22 protein-coding genes and 1 riboswitch are annotated in these 23,662 nt (G+C 71.2%); of the genes, 16 read left to right on the top strand and 6 right to left on the bottom strand.

Annotated features, from left to right (window positions below; all coding sequences use genetic code 11):
- Positions 1–169 precede the first annotated feature (169 nt).
- From AB0O36_RS19760 to AB0O36_RS19715, 10 genes are all read left to right on the top strand, one after another.
- Positions 170–760 (top strand): CDP-alcohol phosphatidyltransferase family protein, encoded by a 591-nt coding sequence (locus AB0O36_RS19760; protein WP_365111816.1) that lies wholly within the window; start codon positions 170–172, stop codon positions 758–760.
- 21 nt (positions 761–781) lie between these two features.
- Positions 782–3,277 carry a mannose-1-phosphate guanyltransferase gene (locus tag AB0O36_RS19755; protein ID WP_365111814.1) on the top strand — a complete coding sequence of 832 codons (2,496 nt, stop codon included), beginning with the start codon at positions 782–784 and terminating at the stop codon, positions 3,275–3,277.
- A 71-nt stretch (positions 3,278–3,348) separates the two neighbouring features.
- Positions 3,349–4,263 carry a DUF881 domain-containing protein gene (locus AB0O36_RS19750; RefSeq protein WP_365111811.1) on the top strand — a complete coding sequence of 305 codons (915 nt, stop codon included), beginning with the start codon at positions 3,349–3,351 and terminating at the stop codon, positions 4,261–4,263.
- A complete protein-coding gene (locus tag AB0O36_RS19745) occupies positions 4,260–4,592 on the top strand; it encodes a small basic family protein (RefSeq protein WP_281207173.1) in 333 nt (110 codons plus the stop codon). Before AB0O36_RS19750 ends, AB0O36_RS19745 begins: the two co-directional genes overlap by 4 nt.
- A 10-nt stretch (positions 4,593–4,602) precedes the next feature.
- Positions 4,603–5,499, top strand: a complete 897-nt coding sequence (locus AB0O36_RS19740; RefSeq protein ID WP_365111808.1) for a DUF881 domain-containing protein — start codon at positions 4,603–4,605, stop codon at positions 5,497–5,499.
- A 189-nt stretch (positions 5,500–5,688) separates the two neighbouring features.
- Positions 5,689–6,501 carry an FHA domain-containing protein gene (locus AB0O36_RS19735; RefSeq protein ID WP_365111805.1) on the top strand — a complete coding sequence of 271 codons (813 nt, stop codon included), beginning with the start codon at positions 5,689–5,691 and terminating at the stop codon, positions 6,499–6,501.
- Positions 6,502–6,548: 47 nt separating this feature from the next.
- A complete protein-coding gene (locus AB0O36_RS19730) occupies positions 6,549–7,280 on the top strand; it encodes a MerR family transcriptional regulator (RefSeq protein ID WP_365111802.1) in 732 nt (243 codons plus the stop codon).
- A 53-nt stretch (positions 7,281–7,333) separates the two neighbouring features.
- Complete coding sequence (locus tag AB0O36_RS19725; RefSeq protein ID WP_365111800.1) at positions 7,334–7,807, top strand: bifunctional nuclease family protein; 474 nt, start codon at positions 7,334–7,336, stop codon at positions 7,805–7,807.
- Between the two features lie 183 nt (positions 7,808–7,990).
- Positions 7,991–8,641 carry a MerR family transcriptional regulator gene (locus tag AB0O36_RS19720; RefSeq protein WP_365111797.1) on the top strand — a complete coding sequence of 217 codons (651 nt, stop codon included), beginning with the start codon at positions 7,991–7,993 and terminating at the stop codon, positions 8,639–8,641.
- Between the two features lie 44 nt (positions 8,642–8,685).
- A complete protein-coding gene (locus AB0O36_RS19715; protein WP_365111795.1) occupies positions 8,686–10,149 on the top strand; it encodes a DNA polymerase IV in 1,464 nt (487 codons plus the stop codon).
- 108 nt (positions 10,150–10,257) lie between these two features.
- Here AB0O36_RS19715 and AB0O36_RS19710 read toward each other — a convergent pair whose 3' ends face one another.
- The gene (locus tag AB0O36_RS19710) at positions 10,258–10,635 is read right to left on the bottom strand and encodes a PRC-barrel domain-containing protein (RefSeq protein ID WP_365111792.1); all 378 of its coding nucleotides are present in this window, start codon (positions 10,633–10,635) and stop codon (positions 10,258–10,260) included.
- Positions 10,636–10,767: 132 nt separating this feature from the next.
- A riboswitch (glycine riboswitch) is annotated at positions 10,768–10,867 on the top strand.
- Between the two features lie 199 nt (positions 10,868–11,066).
- Here AB0O36_RS19710 and gcvP point away from each other — a divergent pair.
- Positions 11,067–13,952: an aminomethyl-transferring glycine dehydrogenase gene (gene gcvP, locus AB0O36_RS19705; protein ID WP_365111789.1), complete on the top strand. Its 2,886-nt coding sequence runs from the start codon at positions 11,067–11,069 to the stop codon at positions 13,950–13,952.
- 161 nt (positions 13,953–14,113) lie between these two features.
- Here the strand turns inward: gcvP and AB0O36_RS19700 are convergent, their stop codons facing one another.
- Positions 14,114–14,320: a DUF5999 family protein gene (locus tag AB0O36_RS19700; protein ID WP_365111786.1), complete on the bottom strand. Its 207-nt coding sequence runs from the start codon at positions 14,318–14,320 to the stop codon at positions 14,114–14,116.
- Positions 14,321–14,573: 253 nt separating this feature from the next.
- Positions 14,574–15,173 (bottom strand): hypothetical protein, encoded by a 600-nt coding sequence (locus tag AB0O36_RS19695; protein WP_365111783.1) that lies wholly within the window; start codon positions 15,171–15,173, stop codon positions 14,574–14,576.
- A gap of 515 nt (positions 15,174–15,688) precedes the next feature.
- Here AB0O36_RS19695 and AB0O36_RS19690 point away from each other — a divergent pair.
- A complete protein-coding gene (locus AB0O36_RS19690) occupies positions 15,689–17,197 on the top strand; it encodes a glutamate-cysteine ligase family protein (RefSeq protein WP_365111780.1) in 1,509 nt (502 codons plus the stop codon).
- A gap of 235 nt (positions 17,198–17,432) precedes the next feature.
- Positions 17,433–18,170, top strand: a complete 738-nt coding sequence (locus AB0O36_RS19685) for a CPBP family intramembrane glutamic endopeptidase (protein WP_365111833.1) — start codon at positions 17,433–17,435, stop codon at positions 18,168–18,170.
- Between the two features lie 126 nt (positions 18,171–18,296).
- Here the strand turns inward: AB0O36_RS19685 and AB0O36_RS19680 are convergent, their stop codons facing one another.
- Positions 18,297–19,121 carry a PhzF family phenazine biosynthesis protein gene (locus tag AB0O36_RS19680; protein WP_365111777.1) on the bottom strand — a complete coding sequence of 275 codons (825 nt, stop codon included), beginning with the start codon at positions 19,119–19,121 and terminating at the stop codon, positions 18,297–18,299.
- A gap of 158 nt (positions 19,122–19,279) precedes the next feature.
- Here AB0O36_RS19680 and AB0O36_RS19675 point away from each other — a divergent pair, with 158 nt between their 5' ends.
- Entirely contained in the window at positions 19,280–19,933 is a 654-nt protein-coding gene (locus tag AB0O36_RS19675; RefSeq protein WP_365111774.1) for a PadR family transcriptional regulator, read from the top strand.
- A 150-nt stretch (positions 19,934–20,083) separates the two neighbouring features.
- Here the strand turns inward: AB0O36_RS19675 and AB0O36_RS19670 are convergent, their stop codons facing one another.
- Positions 20,084–20,512 (bottom strand): SRPBCC family protein, encoded by a 429-nt coding sequence (locus tag AB0O36_RS19670; protein ID WP_365111771.1) that lies wholly within the window; start codon positions 20,510–20,512, stop codon positions 20,084–20,086.
- A gap of 160 nt (positions 20,513–20,672) precedes the next feature.
- Here AB0O36_RS19670 and AB0O36_RS19665 point away from each other — a divergent pair, with 160 nt between their 5' ends.
- Both AB0O36_RS19665 and AB0O36_RS19660 read left to right on the top strand, forming a co-directional pair.
- Positions 20,673–21,746, top strand: a complete 1,074-nt coding sequence (locus AB0O36_RS19665) for an EamA family transporter (protein WP_365111768.1) — start codon at positions 20,673–20,675, stop codon at positions 21,744–21,746.
- 168 nt (positions 21,747–21,914) lie between these two features.
- Complete coding sequence (locus tag AB0O36_RS19660) at positions 21,915–22,973, top strand: DMT family transporter (RefSeq protein WP_365111765.1); 1,059 nt, start codon at positions 21,915–21,917, stop codon at positions 22,971–22,973.
- On the opposite strand, the gene AB0O36_RS19655 is transcribed toward AB0O36_RS19660, so the two are convergent.
- Positions 22,955–23,653, bottom strand: coding sequence for a pyridoxamine 5'-phosphate oxidase family protein (locus tag AB0O36_RS19655; RefSeq protein WP_365111762.1), 699 nt, complete (start codon positions 23,651–23,653; stop codon positions 22,955–22,957). The genes AB0O36_RS19660 and AB0O36_RS19655 overlap by 19 nt on opposite strands.
- Positions 23,654–23,662: the final 9 nt, after the last annotated feature.

Below are 23,662 nucleotides of genomic sequence, written 5' to 3'. Positions count from 1 at the left end.
TGGTACTGCAGGGGGGACCCTGTGGGAGAGTAGGACGCCGCCGAACAATCATTGCGGGAAGCCCCGGACCTTATGGTCCGGGGCTTTCTTGCGTTCTGGGTACATGTGTTCTCCTGTAGGGTCGAGAAGCATCGTTCGCACGTTCAACAGTGACAGTGGAGGCCCCCGGGTGGAGGTCCAGGAGACTCGGGTTCAGACCGACCGAATTTTCACCATTCCCAACATCCTGAGCATGGCGAGGCTCGCCGGCGTACCCCTGTTCCTCTGGCTGATCCTTGCGGAGTACGACGGTTGGGCGCTGCTCGTGCTCATGTTGAGCGGTGTGAGCGACTACCTCGACGGGAAGCTCGCCCGGCGGTGGAACCAGATCAGCAGTCTCGGACGGCTGTTGGACCCGGCCGCGGACCGCCTGTACATCCTCACCACGCTCTTCGGTCTGACGTGGCGCGAAATTCTCCCGCTGTGGCTCACTCTGGCCCTGCTCGCCCGTGAGGTCATGCTCGCGGTCATGGTGCTCATCCTGCGCCGGCACGGCTATCCGCCGCCCCAGGTCAACTTCCTCGGCAAGGCCGCGACCTTCAACCTCATGTACGCCTTCCCGTTGCTCCTCCTCAGTGACGGCACGGGATGGTTGGCCTGGCTTGCGTCTGTTTTCGGATGGGCGTTCGCTGGATGGGGTACAACCCTCTACTGGTGGGCAGGGATCCTTTACGTGGTCCAGGTTCGTCGGCTCGTGAAGGCGGACGCTGTGGCCGATTGAGCCGAGGAGGAGTAATCCGACATGAAGGCCGTCGTGATGGCCGGAGGCGAGGGCACGCGCCTTCGCCCCATGACCTCAAGCATGCCCAAGCCGCTCCTGCCGGTGGCGAACCGGCCGATCATGGAGCACGTGCTCAGGCTGCTGAAGCGGCACGGGCTCAGCGAGACCGTGGTCACCGTGCAGTTCCTCGCATCCTTGGTGCGGAACTACTTCGGTGACGGCGAAGAGCTCGGCATGGAGCTCACCTATGCCAACGAGGAGAAGCCACTCGGCACCGCCGGCAGCGTGAAGAACGCCGAGGCGGCCTTGAAGGACGATGCCTTCGTCGTCATTTCAGGTGACGCGCTCACCGACTTCGACCTCACCGACCTCATCAACTTCCACAAGGAGAAGGGCGCACTCGTCACGGTGTGCCTGACCCGGGTGCCGAACCCGCTGGAATTCGGCATCACCATCGTGGACGAGGAAGGCAAGGTGGAGCGCTTCCTGGAGAAGCCCACCTGGGGCCAGGTGTTCTCGGACACCGTCAACACCGGCATCTACGTCATGGAACCCGAGGTCTTCGACTACGTGGACCCGGACGTCCCGGTGGACTGGTCGGGCGACGTCTTCCCCCAGCTGATGAAGGAAGGCCGGCCCATCTACGGCTACGTCGCCGAGGGCTACTGGGAGGACGTCGGCACCCACGAGAGCTACGTCAAGGCGCAGGCCGACGTGCTCGAGGGCAAGGTCCAGGTCGAGATGGACGGCTTTGAGATCTCACCCGGAGTGTGGGTCGCCGAAGGCGCCGAGGTGCACCCGGACGCCGTGCTGCGCGGACCCCTCTACATCGGGGACTACGCCAAGATCGAGGCCGGGGCAGAGATCCGCGAGCACACGGTCGTCGGGTCGAACGTGGTCGTCAAGAGCGGGGCCTTCCTGCACAGGGCCGTCGTCCACGACAACGTGTACATCGGCCAGCACAGCAACCTGCGCGGCTGCGTCATCGGCAAGAACACCGACATCATGCGGGCCGCGCGGATCGAGGACGGCGCGGTCATCGGCGACGAGTGCCTGGTCGGTGAGGAATCGATCGTGCAGGGCAACGTGCGGGTCTACCCGTTCAAGACGATCGAGGCCGGCGCCTTCGTCAACACCTCGGTCATCTGGGAGTCCCGCGGCCAGGCGCACCTCTTCGGCGCGCGCGGCGTGACCGGGATCCTGAACGTGGAGATCACCCCCGAGCTCGCGGTCCGGCTCGCCGGCGCGTACGCCACCACCCTGAAGAAGGGCTCGACCGTCACCACCGCCCGTGACCACTCCCGCGGTGCGCGGGCGCTGAAACGGGCCGTGATCTCCGCGCTGCAGGCCAGCGCCATCGACGTACGGGACCTGGAGAACGTACCGCTGCCGGTGGCCCGGCAGCAGACCGCGCGGGGCAGCGCCGGCGGCATCATGATCCGGACCTCGCCCGGTGTGCCGGACTCCGTGGACATCATGTTCCTCGACGAGCGCGGGGCCGACCTCTCCCAGGCCCAGCAGCGCAAGCTGGACCGGGTGTACGCGCGCCAGGAGTACCGGCGGGCGTTCCCCGGTGAGATCGGCGACCTGCAGTTCCCGTCCAGCGTCTTCGACTCGTACACGGGGTCGCTGCTGCGGCGGGTCGACACCACCGGGATCGCCGAGTCCGGGCTGAAGGTGGTCGTGGACGCCACCAACGGAAGCGCCGGCCTGGTGCTGCCGAGCCTGCTCGGCCGGCTCGGGGTGGACGCGCTCACCATCAACCCGGGTCTGGACGAGACGCGGCCCACGGAGACGGCGGAGTCGCGGCGGTCCGGGCTGGTGCGGCTCGGCGAGATCGTCGCCTCGGCGCGGGCCGCTTTCGGCGTGCGCTTCGACCCGGTGGGCGAGCGGATCTCGCTGGTCGACGAGCGCGGGCGGATCATCGAGGACGACCGGGCACTGCTGGTGCTGCTGGACCTGGTCGCGGCCGAGCGGCGCAGCGGCCGGGTGGCGCTGCCGGTGACCACCACGCGGATCGCCGAGCAGGTCGCGGCGTACCACGGCACCCAGGTGGAGTGGACGACGACCTCGCCGGACGACCTGACCAGGGTCGGCCGGGCCGAGGACACGATCTTCGGCGGGGACGGCCGGGGCGGGTTCATCGTGCCGGAGTTCAGCAGCGTGTTCGACGGCTCGGCCGCCTTCGTCCGTCTCATCGGCCTGGTCGCGCGGACCCAGCTCACGCTGAGCCAGATCGATGCGCGGATACCGCGTGCGCACGTGCTCAAGCGGGACGTGCCGACGCCGTGGGCGGTCAAGGGCCTGGTCATGCGGCGGGTGGTCGAAGCGGCCGGGGACCGGCACGTGGACACCACCGACGGTGTGCGGGTGGTCGAGGCTGACGGGCGGTGGGCCCTGGTGCTGCCCGACCCGGCGGAGGCGGTGACCCACCTGTGGGCGGAGGGGCCGGACGACGCGTCCGCGCAGGCCCTGCTGGAGGAATGGGCCGGCGTGGTGGACGGCGCCGGACACTGACCCGCCAGGGCGCTCCCGGACAGCGGTCCGGGAGCGCCCTCATTCGGTGATGGGCCCGCCGACGTGCGACGATGTGCGGCATGTCGCAGCCGTCCCAGAACCGGAGCCCCAGGCCGCCCGCGCGTCCGGACGCCTCCATGTCGCTGCTGACGCACGTGATGGACAACAGCCTGGACGAGGGGTACGCGGAAGCCGCGGCCCGGCGTGAGGCGGCCGGAGCGGCCGGGCTGCCGCGGACGTTGAAGGCGAAGCTGGCCCTCGCCGCGGGTCTGGTCCTGGCAGCCGCGATCGTCACACTGGGTGCCGCCGAGACGCGGCTCAGTGCGCCGGTGCTGGCCAAGGAGCGCCAGGAGCTGATCCACCGCGTCGAGCGGGCCGACCGCAAGGCCGACGTCCTGGAGAAGGACGTCGACACCCTGCGCGAGGACGTCGCGGCACGGCAGCGGGCGGCCCTCAAGCAGCACGGCGGGGACCAGGCGGAACTCGTGGCCCTGCTCTCCGGCGCCACGGAAGTCCACGGCCCGGGGATCAAACTGGTCGTTGACGATGCCAAGGGTTCCTCGGCGGAGGGCGGCGGGCCGCGCGAGAACACGGGTTTCTCCGACACAGGCCGGCTGCGGGACCGGGACATGCAGCGGATCGTGAACGGGCTGTGGCAGTCGGGCGCCGAGGCGGTGTCCATCAACGGGCAGCGGCTGACCTCGCTCTCGGCGATCCGGGCCGCGGGTGACGCGATACTGGTCGACAACCGGCCGCTGGTGCCGCCGTACGAGGTGCTCGCGGTCGGGGACAAGGGGAAGCTGGGCCCCGCGTTCCAGGACAGCGCCGACGGCCAGTACCTGCACGTGCTGCAGGAGAACTACGGCATCCGCTACTCCCTGTCCGCCGAGGACGAGGTACGGCTGCCCGCCGCGTCGAGCCTGACCGTACGTACAGCCACAGCAGCAGAGCCGAAGGCAGCAGAGCCGAAGAAGGGTGCATCGTGATCGCGGTACTGGGCCTGGTGGCCGGAGTGGTGGTCGGGCTTCTGGTCCGGCCCGAAGTGCCGGCCGTCGTGGAGCCTTATCTGCCCATCGCCGTCGTCGCGGCGCTGGACGCGGTGTTCGGCGGTCTTCGCGCGATGCTGGACGGCATCTTCGTGGACAAGGTCTTCGTGGTGTCCTTCCTGTCCAACGTCGTGGTGGCGGCGCTGATCGTCTTCCTCGGCGACAAGCTGGGCGTCGGCGCGCAGCTGTCCACCGGTGTGGTCGTCGTCCTCGGCATCCGCATCTTCTCCAACGCCGCGGCCATCCGCAGGCACGTGTTCCGGGCGTGAGGGCGGTCCGATGAGTACGCATGACATTCCCCCGGAGGGCACTCACGAGCCGGAGCGGCACGAGCCGGAGCGGCACGAGCCGGAGCGGTCCGAGCCGAAGCGGCCCGAGCCGGAGCAGCGCGGACCGGAACCGGAACCGCAGGCGGAGGACGCGGCCCCGGCGGGTTCCGGGACGGACGGGCCCGAGGAGACCGGCCGGCAGCGGCTGAAGGCCGGCCTGTGGCCGCCGAAGTTCAGCCGGGCCCAACTGATCGTGGCGCTGCTGCTGTTCGTGCTCGGCCTCGGCCTGGCCATCCAGGTGCGCTCCCACACCGAGTCCAGCGCCCTGCGCGGAGCCCGCCAGGAGGACCTGGTCCGCATCCTCGACGAGCTCGACGGCCGGACCCAGCGCCTGGAGGACGAGAAGCAGCGGCTGGACGAGCAGCGCCGTGAACTGGAGAGCAGCTCGAACCAGGCCGAAGAGGCACGCAGGCAAACCGTGGAGAAGGAGCGCCAACTGGGCATCCTGGCGGGTACGGTGGCAGCCCAGGGTCCGGGTATCACGCTCAAGGTCTCCGATTCCCAGGGTCTGGTGCAGTCCGACATGCTGCTGGACGCCATCCAGGAGCTGCGGGCCGCCGGTGCCGAGGCCATCCAGGTCAACGGGGTGCGCGTGGTGGCTGACACGTACTTCTCGGACGAGGACGGCGGTGTCGGCATCGACGGCAGGAAGATCGCACAGCCTTACGAGTTCAAGGTCATCGGCAAGCCGCAGGATCTGGAACCGGCACTGAACATTCCCGGCGGTGTCATCCAGACGCTGGAGAAGGATCAGGCCACGGCCACTGTCGTACGCTCACCCAAGATCGTTGTGGACGCCTTGCGGCAGGTGAAGCAGCCTGACTACGCTCGGTCGTCATCGTCATGAGGCGGGACGGATGGCGCGGGGTTCGACGTGGGCGGAAGCCTGCGGGGGGTCGACGCACGGAAGTCGCGTTGTGTGGTGGAAACTGTCTGGTGGTTACGGACGTTGTGAGAATGTCCGGGTCGGCAGGTGTGTCATTCGGAGTTCGTCCTGCCCCACGGGCGGGTCTGTTTCGGTCAAGGGGAATCGCCCGTGAAGTTGTTTGAGAAGTTGTTCGGCAAGAAGAAGCGTGAGGAAAGCGGTGCGGCCCAGCACCGCGGGGGCCAGGGGGATGGGCAGGGCGACCGGCCCCTCTTCCGGGACGAGGTCGCCGGCCAGGGTGACGTTCCCGGAGGCCACGGCGCGTCGGCAGCCGGCCCCGCCGGTACCGCACGCATAGGTTTCGGTGACCCGGCGGCCCCGGGTGCGGGTGGCGGGCCGGAATCCGACCCGTACGCCACCCATGTGGGACAGCCGGGCGCGGCCGCTTCCTCCGAGCAGGTGTGCGGCCGGTGCGGTCACCAGGCCCGGGCGAGCAGCCGTTTCTGCTCGAACTGCGGTGCGCCGCTGCGGGCGGGGCTGACCCCGGAGCGGGCCTCGGAGACCACGTCCACCATCTCGATCTCGGGCCTGGAGGCCTACGAGGCCGAGGTGACCGGGCAGCACCCGTCGCCCTCGCTGTCCCCCGAGGCCCAGGCCGCGGTGGAGGCGCTCCCGCCGGGCTCCGCGCTGCTCATCGTGCGCCGCGGTCCCAACTCGGGCAGCCGTTTCCTGCTGGACGGCGAGCTGACCACGGCGGGCCGGCACCCGCAGAGCGACATCTTCCTGGACGACGTCACCGTCTCCCGGCGGCATGTCGAGTTCCGCAGGAGCCAGGACGGCGGCTTCACCGTCGCCGACGTCGGCAGCCTCAACGGCACGTACGTCAACCGGAACCCGATCGAATCCGTCGCCCTGAACAGCGGCGACGAGGTGCAGATCGGCAAGTACCGGCTGGTGTTCTACGTGAGCCAGCGAGGCATCTGACTCTGATTCCCCCCGGGCTTCCGCCCGGGGCATCCCAGGGAAGGTCCATGCTGCGTACACCGACGGGCGGTGCCGGGAACGGCGCCGCCGGCTCGGCGGAGCGGCTGGTGAGCATCGGTACGGTGCTCGCCACGCTCCGCGACGAGTTCCCCGAAGTCACGATTTCGAAGATCCGTTTCCTGGAAGCGGAAGGGCTCGTGGAGCCCCGCCGCACCCCGTCCGGCTATCGCAAGTTCAGTGCCGACGACGTCGAGCGGCTGGCTCGGATCCTGCGGCTGCAGCGTGACCACTACCTCCCGCTCAAGGTCATCCGCGAGCAGCTCGACGGGAGCGCGCCGGGCGAGCCGGTACGGATCCCGGGCCCGTCGGGGCACGCCGAGGGGCCCGGTGAGGCCGCCGAGCGGGCCACGGTCGGCAAGGTGGGCCGGGCTGAGCTGCTCGCCGCCGCCGAGGTGGACGAGGCCCAGCTCGCCGAATGGGAGTCCTACGGCCTGCTCGCGGAGACCCCGGAGGGCGGATTCGAGGCCCAGGCGGTCGTCGTGGCCAAGCTGGTGGCCGATCTCGGCCGGTTCGGGCTGGAACCGAGGCACCTGAGGGCCATGAAGGCGGCCGCGGACCGTGAGGCCGGGCTGGTGGAGCAGGTGGTGGCACCCCTGCGCCGGCACCGCAACCCGCAGACCAGGGCGCACGCCGAAGCGACCATGAAAGAGCTCGCCGGACTGTCGGTACGGCTGCACGAGGCCCTGGTGCAGACGGCCCTCGGAGTGCGTCTGAACTGAGTGGGTGCCGCCCCGACTACCCAAACCCGCACGGCAGGTCCTAGGGTTGCTGTGTGAACGAGCTCGACGTTGTGGGTGTCCGGGTGGAAATGCCCTCCAACCAACCGATCGTGCTCCTGCGTGAAGTGGGAGGCGACCGGTACCTCCCCATCTGGATCGGTCCAGGGGAAGCGACCGCGATCGCCTTCGCCCAGCAGGGCATGGCGCCTGCCCGGCCGCTGACGCACGACCTGTTCAAGGACGTGCTGGACGCGCTCGGTGAGGAACTGACCGAGGTCCGGATCACGGATCTGCGGGAGGGCGTCTTCTATGCGGAGCTGGTCTTCGCCAGCGGGGTGGAGGTCTCTGCGAGGCCGTCCGACGCCATAGCGCTGGCGTTGCGCACGGGTACGCCGATCTACGGCAGTGACGTGGTGCTGGACGACGCGGGGATCGCGATCCCGGACGAGCAGGAGGACGAGGTGGAGAAGTTCCGCGAGTTCCTCGACCAGATCTCGCCCGAGGACTTCGGGACCGGCAACCAGTGACGCGCCCGCTGTCGGTCCATGGCGGCGGGTGTTCCACCCCATTCGAGTAGCCTTTCCCCGATTCAGGGCACGGGAAACCACTCTCAGGGTGATTATCACTCGGCGTGCCGAGTGTGGCGATCGTTGACGCTGCCCTGGTGACTGCCTACCGTCGAGATGGCAGGTCAAGGACGGAGGGTCGGCGTGAGAGTCACGGGCGACGGTACGACCGGGGGCGTCCCCGCGCGGGGTGAGAGCGGGCCGTACCCGCTGCACGGGAGTGCGGTGGGCTCTGCGCGCCGGTCGCCGGAATGCGCGGCCGTGGCGGCGGTCGGGCCGGCCGGTGACGAGGGGCCGACCCGCGAGCAGATCGGATACCGCGGGCCGACGGCGTGTGCCGCGGCCGGGATCACGTACCGGCAGCTCGACTACTGGGCCCGGACCGGACTGGTCGAGCCCAGCGTGCGCCCGGCGTACGGCTCGGGCACCCAGCGGCTGTACAGCTTCCGTGACGTGGTCGTCCTGAAGATCGTCAAGCGCTTCCTGGACACCGGGGTCGCGCTGCAGAACATCCGTACGGCCGTGCAGCACCTGCGCGAGCGGGGTTTCGCGGACCTGGACCGGCTGACCCTGATGTGCGACGGCGCCACCGTGTACGAGTGCACCTCCCCGGACCAGGTCGTCGACCTGCTGCAGGGCGGACAGGGCATCTTCGGCATCGCGGTGGGCGTGGTCTGGCGGGACGTGGAGAACGCGCTCTCGCAGCTGCACGGGGAACGCGTGGACACGGGGGAGACCCTGGTCGGCCACAACCCGGCCGACGAGCTCGCGGCCCGCCGGAACCGGGCCGTGTGACACGTGTGACCCCGCTGTCAGTGGGGTGAGGCAGCATCGGTGGTGTGAGAGCCGCGCCGACCATCCTGCACCTGGACATGGACGCCTTCTACGCCTCTGCCGAGCAGGCGGCGAAGCCCAGCCTGCGCGGAAAGCCGGTGATCGTGGGCGGGCTCGGGCCGCGCGGGGTGGTGGCCACCGCCTCGTACGAGGCGCGGCGCTTCGGGGTGCACTCCGCGATGCCGATGGGCCAGGCTCGGCGGCTCTGCCCCAACGGCGCCTACCTCTTCCCCCGCTTCACCCTCTACCGGTCGGTCAGCGACCGGGTCATGGAGCTGCTGCGCGCCCTGTCGCCGCTGGTGGAGCCGCTCAGCCTGGACGAGGCCTTCGTGGACCTGGAGGCGGGCGGGGTCGCCTTCGACTCCGCCTCGGCGCGGGCCGTCGGCGAGCGGCTGCGGGCGGAGATCCGGGCGGCGACCGGGCTCAGCGGATCGGTGGGCCTGGCCGGGTCCAAGATGCTCGCCAAAGTGGCCTCCGAGGAGGCCAAACCCGACGGGCTGATGCTGATCGAGCCCGGTACGGAGCGGGCGCTGCTCGCGCCGATGCCGGTCCGGACCCTGCCCGGGGTGGGGCCCGCGACCGGGGAACACCTGCGCCGGGCCGGGATCACCACGGTGGGGGACCTGGCCGAGGCGGGCGAGGACGAGCTGGTGCGGATGCTAGGGCGCTCGCACGGGGTGGCGCTCCACCGGATGGCGCTGGGGCTGGACGACCGGGCGGTGGTGGCCGAGCGGGACGCCAAATCGGTCTCGGTGGAGGACACCTTCGACGTGGACCTGCACGACCGGGTCCGGATCCGGTTCGAGGTGCAGCGGCTGGCGGACCGGTGCGTGGGGCGCCTCCGGGCCTCCGGCCACTCCGGCCGCACCATCGTGCTCAAGGTGCGCCGGTACGACTTCTCGACGCTGACCCGGTCGGAGACCCTGCGCGGGCCCACCGACGACCCGGCGGTGGTCCGGGAGGCGGCCGGGCGGCTGCTCGACGGGGTGGACACCACCGGCGGGGTGCGGCTGCTCGGCGTAGGGGTGTCCGGGCTCGCGGACTACACCCAGGAGGACCTCTTCGCCCAGACACTGGCGGCTGAGCAGCCGCCGGCGGCGGAGCCGGGTGGGTCGGGAGGCGCCCCTGGGGCTTCCGGGTCGCCCGGGGCTTCCGAGGTTCCCGGTTTTCTCGGTCTTCCCGGTGTTCCCGGGATCTTCGGGGTCTCCGGGGCGCCCGTGGCGGCCGAGCCGGTTCAGGAGGCCGAGTCCCCGGCCGAGCGGCGCTGGCCGGCCGGGAGTGACGTGCGGCACGCCCTCTACGGACCCGGCTGGGTCCAGGGCAGCGGGATCGGCCGGGTCACGGTCCGCTTCGAGCAGCCCTGGTCGCCCCCGGGCCGGGTGCGCACCTTCCTGGTCGACGACCCCGAGCTGGAGCCGTCGGACCCACTGCCGCTGATCGAGCCGCCGCAGCCGGGCGACGTGGCGTAGCCGGGCGACGCGGCGTAGGCGGGTCGGCGCGGGTGTGCGGGCCGGTGTCCGGGCCGCCGCTCCAGGATCGGGGCGGACCCGCCCGGCCTTCTTCGCGCCGGACAGGCCTTAGCCCTCGTCGCCCGCCAGCCGGCCGAAGTCCTTGTCCATGCCGTTCCGGAAGTCGCCGGGCAGGGACACGTCCAGGCCGTAGTGGTGGTAGAGCTGGAGCTCCTGTTCGGGGGAGAGGTGACGGCCGACCCCGAAGTCCGGTGCCTCCTTGATCAAGGCCCGTTCGAACGGGACCCGGAGGGTGTCGTTCACCAGCTCGCTGGGTTCCAGCGGGACGAACGCGTCCCGGCTGAACAGGCCCGTGCGGACGGCCGCCCACTCCGGGACGCCGGTCGCGTCGTCGAGGTAGACCTCGTCGACGGTGCCGATCTTGACGCCGTTGCGGTCGAACGCCTTGCGGCCGATCAGGCTGCGCGGATCGATGTCGGTCTGCACGGTCCCTCCATATGGTCGCAACTCCTCCGTAAGGACAACGAAAGGGCATATTCCGGGAGGGGGCCACTCGGGGCCGCGGGAGGGAGCCACGGCACGCCCGGGAACGGCGCTGGTAGGGTGGGTGACGGCTGTCGACCCCGTGCGGGAGAGTCCTCCGACCGAGCCGGGACGGAGGCGCCGAAGGAGCAAATCCTCCCCGGAATCTCTCAGGCAGACGTACCGCATGGACGAGGCCACTCTGGAAAGAAGGGTGTGCGTCGGGACCGCAGTGCCGACACCCACCCTCACCGACGGTGAAAGCCGGCCTCCCGGGCGACCCCCGGAAGCCGGTGAAGCTCTCAGGTTGAGATGACAGAGGGGGAGGCCGTCCGGGTGCCCGCCGTGGTACCCCTCGCAGGTCGCGCAGACCAGCAACCAGGAGGCCTCCGTACATGACCGCCAACCGCATTCCGCTCTCCCAGCTGGAGCGAGGCATCCCCTTCGAAGAGCGCCACATCGGCCCCGACGCCGAGGCCCAGGCGAAGATGCTCGCCCAGGTCGGCTACGGCTCCCTCGATGAGCTGACGGCCGCCGCGGTACCGGATGTGATCAAGAGCGCGGGCGCCCTGAACCTGCCTTCCGCGCGTACCGAGGCCGAGGTCCTTGCCGAGCTCCGCACCCTCGCCGACAGCAACCAGGTGCTGCGTCCGATGATCGGTCTCGGCTACTACGGGACCTTCACCCCGCCCGTGATCCTGCGCAACGTGATGGAAAACCCCGCCTGGTACACGGCGTACACGCCGTACCAGCCGGAGATCTCGCAGGGCCGTCTGGAGGCGCTGCTCAACTTCCAGACCGTGGTCGCCGAGCTGACCGGTCTGCCCACCTCCGGCGCCTCCCTCCTCGACGAGGGCACCGCCGCCGCCGAGGCGATGACGCTCGCCCGCCGGGTCGGCAAGGTCAAGGGCGGGGTCTTCCTCGTCGACGCCGACACCCTGCCGCAGACCATCGCCGTGATCGAGACCCGCGCCGAGCCGCTCGGCATCGAGGTCGTCGTCGCCGACCTGACGGACGGCATCCCGGCGGAGATCGCCGAGCGCGGCGTCTTCGGCGTAGTCCTCCAGTACCCGGGTGCCTCCGGTGCCGTCCGCGAGATCAAGGCCGTCATCGACCAGGCCCACGGGCTCGGCGCGATCGTCACCGTCGCCGCCGACCTGCTGGCCCTGACCCTGCTGACCTCCCCGGGCGCCCTGGGCGCGGACATCGCGGTCGGCACCACCCAGCGCTTCGGCGTCCCGATGGGCTTCGGCGGCCCGCACGCCGGCTACATGGCCGTCCAGGACAAGCACGCCCGCTCGCTGCCCGGCCGCCTGGTCGGTGTCTCCGTCGACGCCGACGGGAACCGCGCGTACCGCCTGGCCCTGCAGACCCGCGAGCAGCACATCCGCCGCGAGAAGGCCACCAGCAACATCTGCACCGCGCAGGTGCTGCTTGCCGTCATGGCCGGCATGTACGCCGTCTACCACGGCCCGGACGGCCTGAAGACCATCGCCCGCCGCACCCACCGGTACGCCGCCCTGCTCGCGGCCGGCCTCACCGCCGGCGGGGTCGAGCTGGTCCACGGCTCGTTCTTCGACACGATCACCGCGCACGTCCCGGGCAAGGCCGACGAGGTCGTCGCCGCCGCCCGTGAGGCCGGCGTCAACCTGTACCGCGTCGACGCCGACCGCGTCTCCGTCTCCTGTGACGAGACCACGCTGCGCGCCGACATCGAGGCAGTCTGGGGCGCCTTCGGCGTCACCGCCGACATCGAGGCGCTCGACGGCACCGCCGCCGACGCGCTGCCCGAGGGCCTGCTGCGCTCGGACGCGTACCTGACCCACCCGGTCTTCCACCAGCACCACTCCGAGACCGCGATGCTGCGCTACCTGCGCAAGCTCTCGGACAAGGACTACGCGCTGGACCGCGGCATGATCCCGCTGGGCTCCTGCACCATGAAGCTCAACGCGACCACCGAGATGGAGTCGGTGACCTGGCCCGAGTTCGGCCAGCTGCACCCCTTCGCGCCGATCGACCAGGCCCAGGGCTACGCCACGCTCATCCGCGAGCTGGAGGAACGTCTCTGCGAGGTCACCGGCTACGACGCCGTCTCGATCCAGCCGAACGCCGGCTCCCAGGGTGAGCTGGCCGGCCTGCTCGCCGTCCGCGCCTACCACCGCGCCAACGGTGACGAGCAGCGCACCGTCTGCCTGATCCCGTCCTCCGCGCACGGCACCAACGCCGCCAGCGCCGTGATGGCCGGCATGAAGGTGGTCGTGGTCAAGACCGCCGAGGACGGCGAGGTCGACGTCGAGGACCTGCGCGCCAGGATCGAGCAGCACCGCGACGAGCTCGCCGTGCTGATGATCACCTACCCGTCCACCCACGGCGTGTTCGAGGAGCACGTTGCGGACATCTGTGCCCTGGTCCACGAGGCCGGCGGCCAGGTGTACGTGGACGGTGCCAACCTCAACGCCCTGGTCGGCCTGGCCAAGCCCGGTCACTTCGGCGGCGACGTCTCGCACCTGAACCTGCACAAGACCTTCTGCATCCCGCACGGCGGCGGCGGTCCGGGCGTCGGCCCGGTCGGTGTCCGCGCGCACCTCGCGCCGTACCTGCCGAACCACCCGCTGCAGCCGACCGCGGGTCCGGAGACCGGCGTCGGCCCGATCTCGGCCGCCCCGTGGGGTTCGGCCGGCATCCTGCCGATCTCCTGGTCGTACGTCCGCCTGATGGGCGGCGAGGGGCTCAAGCGCGCCACCCAGGTCGCGGTGCTCGGCGCGAACTACATCGCCAAGCGCCTGGAGCCGCACTACCCCGTGCTGTACACCGGTCCGGGCGGGCTGGTCGCGCACGAGTGCATCATCGACCTGCGCCCGCTGTCGAAGTCGACCGGCGTCTCGGTGGACGACATCGCCAAGCGCCTGATCGACTACGGCTTCCACGCGCCGACGATGTCCTTCCCGGTGGCCGGCACGCTGATGATCGAGCCCACCGAGTCCGAGGACCTCGCCGAGATCGACCGGTTCTGCGACGCGATGATCGCGATCCGCGCCGAGATCGAGAAGGTCGCCTCCGGTGTGTGGCCGGCCGGGGACAACCCGCTCGCCAACGCCCCGCACACGGCGGCCGCGCTGGGTGGCGAGTGGAACCACTCGTACACCCGTGACGAGGCGGTCTTCCCGGGCGGGGTCGTCGCGTCCGAGAAGTACTGGCCGCCGGTGCGCCGCATCGACGGTGCCTTCGGTGACCGGAACCTGGTCTGCTCCTGCCCGCCTCTGGACGAGTACGACAACTGAGGCCATTTCAGGTCCTGTGAACGTCCTCTGAATGACCGGCTTCGAATGACCGGCTTTTGAGCGACCGGCTTTGAGCGAACGGCTTCGAATGACCGAGGGGCCGGTCCGGGAGTGATCCCGGGCCGGCCCCTCGGCCGTTGCGTCGTCCTGGTGCGGAGCCGTCAGGCGGCCTTCACCACGTGCGCCGCCGCGAGCGGGCGGTGCGGGGCGATGATCTGGCCGTCCGGCAGCAGCTCACCGGTGTCCTCGAAGAGCAGGACCCCGTTGCACAGCAGGCTCCACCCCTGCTCCGGGTGGTTGGCCACGGGCCGCGCGGCCTCCCGGTCGGCAGAGTCGGCTGTTGGGCAGGCAGGCTGGTGCTGGCACATGGATGCGTTCTTTCGCTGCGGTGACGTCTGTGTGCTGCGGCTCGATGCGTTGTTCATGGCCGCCCCCCGTATCGATCGCGGTTGGTCAGGATCCCAGTGTTGCCCCACGGGCTCGGCTCCGCAGGGATTTCCCGGTAGCTGTCCTCTGCGATTGATGACGCATCACTCGTGCGGGCGGTTCAGCCCAACTCCCCTGCCAATTCGGATGGTTATGGCCTGGCCCTGGGGGACTAGGCCGAATGGGGCAACCGGGTCAGGCGGCGGCCTCACCTGCCAGCGCGGGCGGGGTGAGCCGGTGCGTCATCACCGGGAGCAGCTCCGCGAACGGATGCGGCCGGTACGCGGCGATCCCGGGCGGGGCCGGAGCCAGTGGCACCAACAGGTCCGCGGCGTCCGGGAGGCCGGCGGCCGGATCGGCGCCGGGCGCCCCGTGCAGCCACAGGGTCAGCATGTACAGCTCCGGTACGGACAGCAGCCGGGGCTGGTAGGAGACGCCCAGCGCGCTCAGGGATTCGGCCTGGCGCAGCGCCCGTTCGGTGGCCGCGACGTACGGCCCCTCGAAGAAATGGGAGAAGGCCCAGCCGTCCGGGGTGAGCCGGGTGTCCGCCGCCGCCACGAAGCGGTCGCCGCTGCGGATCAGGAACCGCCAGCCGGCGAGGCGGGTTCGGGGAGGCCGGTCGCCGGCGATCACCCGGTCCAGGACGTGGACGGGCAGCGGGAGTTCGGCTGTCACCGGTCCCTGCAGGGTGCGCAGGGCCGGGGTGTGGTCGTCGCGGACGGCGGTGGGGGAACCGAGTGCCGCGAGAACGCTGCGCAGGGCGGGCGCGGGGGCCGGTGGGACATGCAGCGGCATGTGGGTCGCCTCTCACTTGGGAGACCGGTGGGAAGAACGGTGCGTGCGGAGAGCGCTGTCGCATTCTGGGGCCAGAGGGGGGTTGTGGGGCAATGGCCGCGTGCCAACTCTGTGCCCAGTCTGCGGAGTTTATACGACATGTGTTCACACGGTGTTTCGGCTAGCCGTCCCGTCAATTGCCGACAAGGCGCATACCGGTCCCGCTGTCCTGGAATTCATGCCGGGAGCGCGCAAAGGACTCGCGCTGACCTCGGAGGTTACAGGAAGGGTGCTCGGCTGGAAAGCATCGGTATTGCGTTCGCGTGAACTTCGGCATGTCCGGCGGGCAATGTGCATCCGGCAAGGTGCCGGGTGAATGTGCCAGGGCGCGGGAGGTGCGCCGGTCCGGACGAACCGGCGTACGCTCCCGGCCGTCGCGACCCCTCCGCGTTAGGGATCGCGCCCCCGGGGCATCATCGACCGTAACGCGCGCGCCCGGGTGGCCGGGTGGGGACCGCTCGAGGAGGGACGCTTCGATGGGGGAGAAGGTCGTGGCAGGCGGATTCGACCTGTCCGATCGGCAACGGTATCGGAGGAAGCTCCACGAGTGCCTGGAGGGACTGGAGCAGCTCCTGTCCGAGAAGAGGTTCGATCGCCCCAGGAATCTCATGGGTCTTGAGATCGAATTGAATCTGGCGGGTTCCGACGGTCTGCCGAGAATGGTGAACGCCCAGGTTCTGGAGCGGATAGCGAGTCCGGATTTCCAGACCGAACTGGGAATGTTCAACCTGGAGCTCAACATACTTCCGCACCGGCTCGGCGGGAGGGTTTTCGACCAGCTCACCGAGGAACTCAGTGCCGGGCTCGGCTATGCCCACCGGCAGGCCGCCGAGGTCGACGCCGGGGTGGTGATGATCGGCATCCTGCCGACGATCTCGCAGGCCGACCTGGTGGCCGCGAACCTCTCCGCGGTGGACCGGTACTCGCTGCTCAACGAGCAGATCCTGATGCTCCGCGGAGAGGACTTCCACCTGGACATCGACGGGGTGGAACGGGTCAGGTGGACCGCCGGGTCCATCGTGCCGGAGGCGGCCTGCACCTCCGTGCAGCTGCACCTCCAGGTCACCCCCGGCCGGTTCTCCGACGTCTGGAACGCCGCCCAGTGCGTGACGGCGGTGCAGATCGCGGTGGGCGCGAACTCGCCCTTCCTGTTCGGCCGGGAGCTGTGGCGCGAATCGCGGCCGCCGCTGTTCCAGCAGGCCACCGATACCCGCCCGCCGGAGCTCCAGGCCCAGGGGGTGCGGCCGCGGACCTGGTTCGGCGAGCGCTGGGTGGACTCGGTGTACGAGCTGTTCGCCGAGAACGTCCGCTACTTCCCCTCGCTGCTCCCGATCTGCGACGAGGAGGAGCCGCTGCGGGTGCTCGCCGAGGGCGGGGTGCCCAGCCTTCAGGAACTCGTCCTGCACAACGGCACGGTGTACCGCTGGAACCGGCCCGTGTACGGGGTGGCCGACGGGATGCCGCACCTGCGGGTGGAGAACCGGGTGCTGCCCGCCGGTCCGACCGTGACCGACGTCGTCGCCAACGCGGCCTTCTACTACGGGCTCGTCCGCACCCTCGCCGACGAGAAGAGCCCGGTCTGGAGCCGGCTGCCCTTCGCGGAGGCCGAGGCCAACTTCGACGCCGCCTGCCGCTACGGGATCGACGCCCGGCTGCGCTGGCCCCGGCGGGGCCGGTCCGGCGGGCTGGCGAGCGTACCGGCGGTCCGGCTGGTCCTGGACGAGCTGCTGCCGATGGCCGCGGCGGGGCTGGACGCGTGGGGCATCGAACCGGCGGACCGGGACCACTATCTGGGCATCATCGAGGAGCGGTGCCGGCGGCGGGTGAACGGCGCCACCTGGCAGGTGGACACCTACCACCGGGGGCTGGCCGGAGGGCTGGACCGGGACGCGGCCCTGGCCGCGACCACCCGGCGCTACAGCGAGCTGATGCACAAGGGCGATCCCGTGCACACCTGGCCGGTGGGGCTGCCCGACCCGTCCTAGCTCCCGCGCCGTCCCGACGGTCGCGCCGTCCTGGCTCCGCGCCGTCCCGACCGTCGCGCCGTCCCGGCTTCCGTGCCGTTCCGACTTCCGCGCCCCTCCGGTCCCCCCTTCCGCCGTCGGCCAGGCAGTATGGGGAGATCGGAACGGGATCACGGGACGGGAGCGGGGCGTGCGGGCGGAACCGGTGCTGGAGGAGCTGCGCGAGGACGGGCGGCGCAGCCTGCTGCGCACCGAGATGCTGCTGGTGCTCGCCCTGTCTCTGGGTGCGAGCAGCGTCTCCTCCCTGATCAGCTTCATCGGCTCGCTGACCCGGCCCGGCGGGCTCAAGGACCAGGCGGCCACGCTCAACGGTTCGTACGCCCCCGGCCGGCCCTGGCTGGACCTGGCCTGGCAGCTGTTCGGGATCACCACCGCCCTGGTCCCGGTCCTGCTGGTGGCGCACCTGCTGACCCGGGAGGGCGCCGGGGGGCTGCGCGTCCTCGGCTTCGACCGCAGCCGCCCCGGCTCGGACCTGGGGCGGGGCGCGCTGGTCGCCGCGGGCATCGGCAGTGCCGGGCTGGCCTTCTACCTGGGGGCACGGACCTCCGGTTTCAACCTCACGGTGGTGCCGGAGGCGCTGCCGGACGTGTGGTGGAAGTTCCCGGTGCTGCTCCTCTCCGCCGTGCAGAACGCGGTGGTGGAGGAGGTCATCGTGCTGGCGTACCTGCTGCGCAGGCTGGACCGGCTGGGCTGGTCGCCGCGGGGATCGCTGCTGTGCAGTTCGCTGATGCGCGGCTCGTACCACCTCTACCAGGGCATCGGCGGGTTCATCGGGAACGCGGTGATGGGCGCCGTCTTCGTCCTGCTCTACCGGCGGTGGGGCCGGGTGGGCCCGCTGGTGGTCGCGCATTCGCTGCTCGACATCGTGGCCTTCGGCGGGTACGCGCTGCTCGCCGGCAAGGTGGGATGGCTGCCCACCCCGGCCGGCCGTTAGGAGACGGTGCGGGCAGGACCGGAAGGACGGCCGGCAAGGTCCCGCCGGACCGCAGGTCCTGACAGGCCCCGATCCGCAGGTCCTGACCGGCCCCGGACCGGAGGTCCTGCCGGGCCGCCGGGGCGGCTACCGGGGGTGCGCCAGCAGTTCGCCGTCGATCACGGTGACGGCCCGGCCGGTGAGCAGGGTGCGGTCGCCGGCCAGGGTGACCTTGACCAGCCCGCGGCGGGCACCGCCCTGGAGGCCGGTCAGCTCGCCGCGCCCGAGGCGGGCGGCCCAGAAGGGGGCGAGTGCCGTGTGGGCGCTCCCGGTGACCGGGTCCTCGTCGATCCCCACGAGGGGGAAGAAGCCGCGGGACACGAAGTCGTAGCCGCGGGAGGGGTCCTCGGCGGGGGCCGTCACGATCACCCCGCGCTGCGCGAAGGCGCGCAGGGCCGCGTGGTCGGGGCGGAGGTCGTGGACGGTCCGTTCGTCGGCGAGCTCGACGACCAGGTCACCGATGTGGTCGGAGGTGTCGTGGACCGAGCGGATCTCCACGTCGCCCAGGGCGGCGGCGATCTCGGCCGGCGGGTCCCACGGGGTCAGCGAGGACGTCGGGAAGTCCATGGTGACGGTGCCGTCCGCGGCGGCCTCGGTGGTGAGCACGCCGCAGCGGGCCGAGAACCGGATCGGGCCCCGGGCCAGTCCCGCCTCCGCCAGGACGTGTGCGGTGGCCAGGGTGGCGTGGCCGCACATGTCGACCTCGGCGGCGGGGGTGAACCAGCGCAGCGCCCAGTCGGCCTCCCCGCCCGGGGGCAGCGGGTGGGCGAACGCGGTTTCGGAGAGGTTGACCTCGGCGGCCACCTGCCGGAGCCAGTCGTCCGCGGGGAAGACGTCGTCCAGCAGCAGGACGCCGGCGGGGTTTCCGCCGAAGGGGCGCTCGGTGAAGGCGTCGACGATTCGGATTCGCATGGCACGACCGTAGGGCGGGCCGCTCGGCGTGATCCAAGGCCAATCCGGGATGACTGGCCTTGTCGACCGAACACTCCCGATATATCGTTGACGCATCGCGATCGAACAGCGATGCTCGTTGTAATGACGGAATCGGATATGACGAAAGGAGCGCGGTCATGCGTTCACATGGACACGGACATGAACACGGACACGATCACGGTCATGGACACGACCACGGACGTGGTGGCGGGTTCGGGCACTGCGGGCCCGACCGTCAGGGAGAGCGCGAAGGGCGCCGGCGTGCCTTCGGGCCGTTCGGGCCCGGATTCGGCCCCGGATTCGGGGGCGGCCCCTTCGGTGGCCGCGGCGGACGCGGCGGCCCGCACCGGCGGGCGCGGCGGGGCGACGTACGCGCGTCGATCCTGGCGCTGCTCTCCGACCGCCCGATGCACGGCTACGAGATGATCCAGGAGATCGGCGAGCGCAGCGGCGGGGCGTGGAAGCCCAGCCCCGGCTCGGTCTACCCCACCCTCCAGCTGCTGGAGGACGAGGGGCTGATCAGCAGTGCGAGCGAGGGCGGCAAGAAGCTGTTCACGCTCACCGACGCCGGCCGCACCGAGGCGGAGGCCGGCCCGGCCGCCCCCTGGGAGGAGGCCGGGCGCGGCGTCGACTGGGAGAGCATGAACGAGGTCCGGACCGCCGGCTTCGGCCTGATGGAGGCGTTCGGGCAGGTCTGGAAGACCGGCACGCCCGAGCAGCGGCAGAAGGCCGTCGGGGTCATCAACGAGGCCCGCAAGAAGCTCTACCTGATCCTCGCCGACGAGCACTGATCCTCGCCGACGGGCACTGATCCTCGCCGACGGGCACTGGCCGTCGGCGACGAGCGCTGACCGCCGGCGGACGTGACGGCAGCGCCCCGCGACCCGAGGTCGCGGGGCGCTGCCGTCGTTCGCGCAGGCGTGTCGTGGGTGCCCGGGGGCTCAGGCCACCAGCCCGGCCAGCTTGCGCAGCGATTCGTTCAGCGCCGCGGTGGCGGAGTCCTTGAGCTTGCCGGCCATCAGTGACACGGCCGCGCCGGTGAACTCGCCGTCGATCCGGACCGTGGTCGCCTCCCCGTCGGGGACCAGGGTGTACCGGGTGCCCACCACGACGCCCATCGGTCCCTTGCCCCTGATCGCGAAGACCCGCTCGGCCTCCAGCTCCTCGATGGTCCAGGTCACCTCGGCCGGAAAGCCCATCATCTTCATGTTCTCCTCGAAGGTGGCCCCCACCGCCAGGGTCTGCGGACCGCCCTTCGGGAAACCGGTGTGGGTCATGCTCCACTGGCCGTACGCGCCCCAGTCCGTCAGCTGGGACCAGACCTTCGCGGCGGACGCCTCGATGCGTGATTCCGCGCTGACTTCGGCCATGCGACCACCCCTTCTCGTCGGGTACGCGTCCGGTTCGTGTGGCGGAACGTAATCCCGGCGGCCCCAATATTCAATACTGATGACATGTCAGAAAACCGGGGCCCGTCTCAACAGGCGTCACCGGCGTGACGCTCCTGTCGGCTGGTGTCATGATGGCCGGATGAAAGCGTCAGGCAAGAACTCCGGGCTGGGCATCGCGCTCGTCTCGGCGGCCGCGTTCGGCGGCTCGGGAGTGGCGGCGAAGCCGCTGATCGAGGCGGGTCTCGACCCGCTGCACATGGTGTGGCTGCGGGTGGCGGGCGCCGCCCTGGTGCTGTCGCCGCTCGCCTGGCGCCATCGTGACCTGGTACGCCGCAAGCCCGCGCTGCTCGCGGGCTTCGGGCTGATAGCCGTCGCCGGTGTGCAGGCCTTCTACTTCGCCTCCCTGTCCCGGATCCCGGTCGGCGTCGCCCTGCTGCTGGAGTACCTGGGCCCGGCGCTGCTCCTGGGCTACATCCGGTTCGTCCAGCGGAAGCCCGTGACCCGGGCCGCCGCCGTCGGTGCCGCGGTGGCCGTGGCCGGCCTGGCCTGCGTGGTGGAGATCTGGGCCGGACTGAGCCTGGACCCGCTGGGCGTCGCCCTCGGCCTGGCCGCCGCCTGCTGCCAGGCGTGCTACTTCATCTTCGCGGACCAGGGCGCGGACGCCGAGGACGTCCCGGACCCGCTCGGCGTCGCCGCGTACGGGCTGATCGTCGGCACCCTGGTGATGACCGTGATCGCCCGCCCCTGGCAGATCGACTGGACGGTGCTCGGCGGACCGGCGGAGATCGGCGGGACCGAGGTGCCGGCGCTGGTGCTGCTCGGCTGGGTCGTGCTGATCGCGACCGTGCTCGCGTACCTGACCGGCGTGGTCTCCGTCCGAAAGCTGTCGCCGCAGGTGGCCGGTGTGGTCGCGTTCCTGGAGGCCGTGGTCGCCACCGTGCTCGCCTGGGTGCTGCTCGGCGAGCACCTCTCGCTGCCGCAGGTCATGGGCGGTGCGCTGGTGCTCGGCGGGGCCTTCATCGCGCAGTCCTCGCGACCGCCGCAGGAGGCGGCCGGGGGGCCGGCTGGCACGTCGGCTGACACGTCGGCTCACGGACCGGCTCACGGACCGGTGCGCGGATCGGTCGACGGATCGGCTGACGGATCCGCCGGCCACCCGGGTTCCGTGGGTGCGGAAACGGGCGAACTGGACCGCGAGACCGCCTCCGCTTAGGGTGACGACCATGTATTCGACCGTGCTTTCGCCGCCCGCCGCCTAGTCGCGGGCGGCCGACGCCGCTGGTGATCCGGCCCGGGGCTCCCGGGCCGGCCCGTGCTGCCCGCGAAGCGATGACGCACCCCTTTCATCCTTCATGCATGCGCGGAGAACGCGGAGAACCACGTGTCGAACACCTCGCCCGCCGGGCGCAGTCTGCTGTACCTCGTCGTCGCCGGAGTCGCCTGGGGCACTGCCGGGGCGGCCGCCTCGCTCCTCTTCACCGCCAGTGGCCTCGGGCCGCTCTCGCTCACCTTCTGGCGGTGTGCGGGCGGCCTGCTGGTCCTGCTGGCGGTCCTCGCCGTACGCCGCCCGCGCCGGGCGGCCCCGGCTTCCACTTCCTCCAAGCCCTCTACGCCCTCCACGTCCTCCTCGCCTTTTCCGGCTTCCTCGCCGTCCGCCCGGTCCCTGGTTGTGACCGGACTGTTCTTCACCGTCTTCCAGGCCGCCTACTTCCGGTCCGTCCAGGAGACCGGTCTGGCCGTCGGCACGGTCGTGACCCTCGGGGCCGGCCCGGTGCTGATCGCGCTCGGCGCCCGCTACGGGATGGGCGAGCGGCTGGGACGCGGCGGGGTCGCCGCCGTCGCCGGTGCCCTGGCCGGACTGGTGGTCCTGGTGCTGGGCGGCGGTGGCGGAGGGGGCGGCGAGGTACGGCCGCTGGGGGTCGGCTGGGCCCTGCTGTCGGCCGCCGGGTACGCGGGGATGACCCTGCGCACGCGGCGGGCGGGGCAGCGCGGGCGGGCCGGGGACCCGCTGGTGACCACGGCGTGGTCGGCGGGCGTGGGAACGGTCTGCCTGTTCCCGCTCGCGCTCGCCGAGGGCCTGCTGCCGCACACCGCCGACCTCGGGCGGGTGGTCTGGCTGATGGCGTACGTCGCGGTGGTGCCGACCGCGCTGGCGTACGCGCTCTACTTCACCGGTGCGGCTGCGGTACGGGCCGCCACGGTGTCCGTGATCATGCTGATCGAGCCGGTGAGCGCGGCCCTGATCGCGGTGCTGCTGCTGGGCGAGGAGCTGACCGTGCCGGTGGTGCTCGGTACCGGGCTGCTGCTGACGGCGGTCCTCGCGCTGATCGTCGCGGAGGCCCGCCGTCCGGCGGAGCAAGGGCGGCAGCGGCAGCCGGCCGGTCCGCAGGCCGACCGGCCGGGTGACCAGGTGCCTCCGCTTCAGAGCGCAGCCAGGTAGTCCGGGGTCGCGGTGCCCGCGGCAAGCCCCTCGGCCGGAACCGGGGCGCCGTAGCCGCGGGCCACCGGGACCACCCCGGACCAGTACGGCAGCGCCAGGTCCTCGGCCTCGTCGTTGGGGCCGCCGGTGCGGACCTTCGCCGAGACTTCGGCCAGGTCCACGCGTATGACGGCCGTGGCCGCCAGCTCCTTGGCGTTCGCCGGCCGGGAGTCGGCGGCGCGGCCCGGCACCACCTGGTCCACGAGCGCGTCGAGGGCGAGGCGCTGCTCCTCCTCGTCGGTGACGTCGTACGCGGTGCCGTGCACCACCACCGACCGGTAGTTGATGGAGTGGTGGAAGGCCGACTTGGCCAGCACCAGGCCGTCGACGTGGGTCACGGTGACGCAGACCGGGAGGCCGGGGTCGGCGGTCGCCGCGCCGCGCAGCGGGCGGGAGCCCGTGGAGCCGTGGATGTAGAGGCTCTCGCCCACCCTGGCGTACAGGGTCGGCAGCACCACGGGCGCGCCGTCGCGGACGAAGCCGAGGTGGCAGAGGTAGGCGTCGTCCAGGATCGCGTGCACCGTCTCGCGGTCGTAGCGCGCCTTGTGCCGCCCGCGGGTGGGCACGGTGCGTCCGGTGGGCTCGTACGCGGCTTCTTCGGTGGCGGCGGTGGCGGCGGTGGCGGCAGTGACGGCGGTCATGGTGCGCAC

The organism is Streptomyces sp. NPDC089799 (assembly GCF_040684755.1).
Classification (GTDB): domain Bacteria; phylum Actinomycetota; class Actinomycetes; order Streptomycetales; family Streptomycetaceae; genus Streptomyces.
Note: the sequence above shows the minus strand (reverse complement) of the source record. Positions and strands in the feature narration are given on the sequence as shown.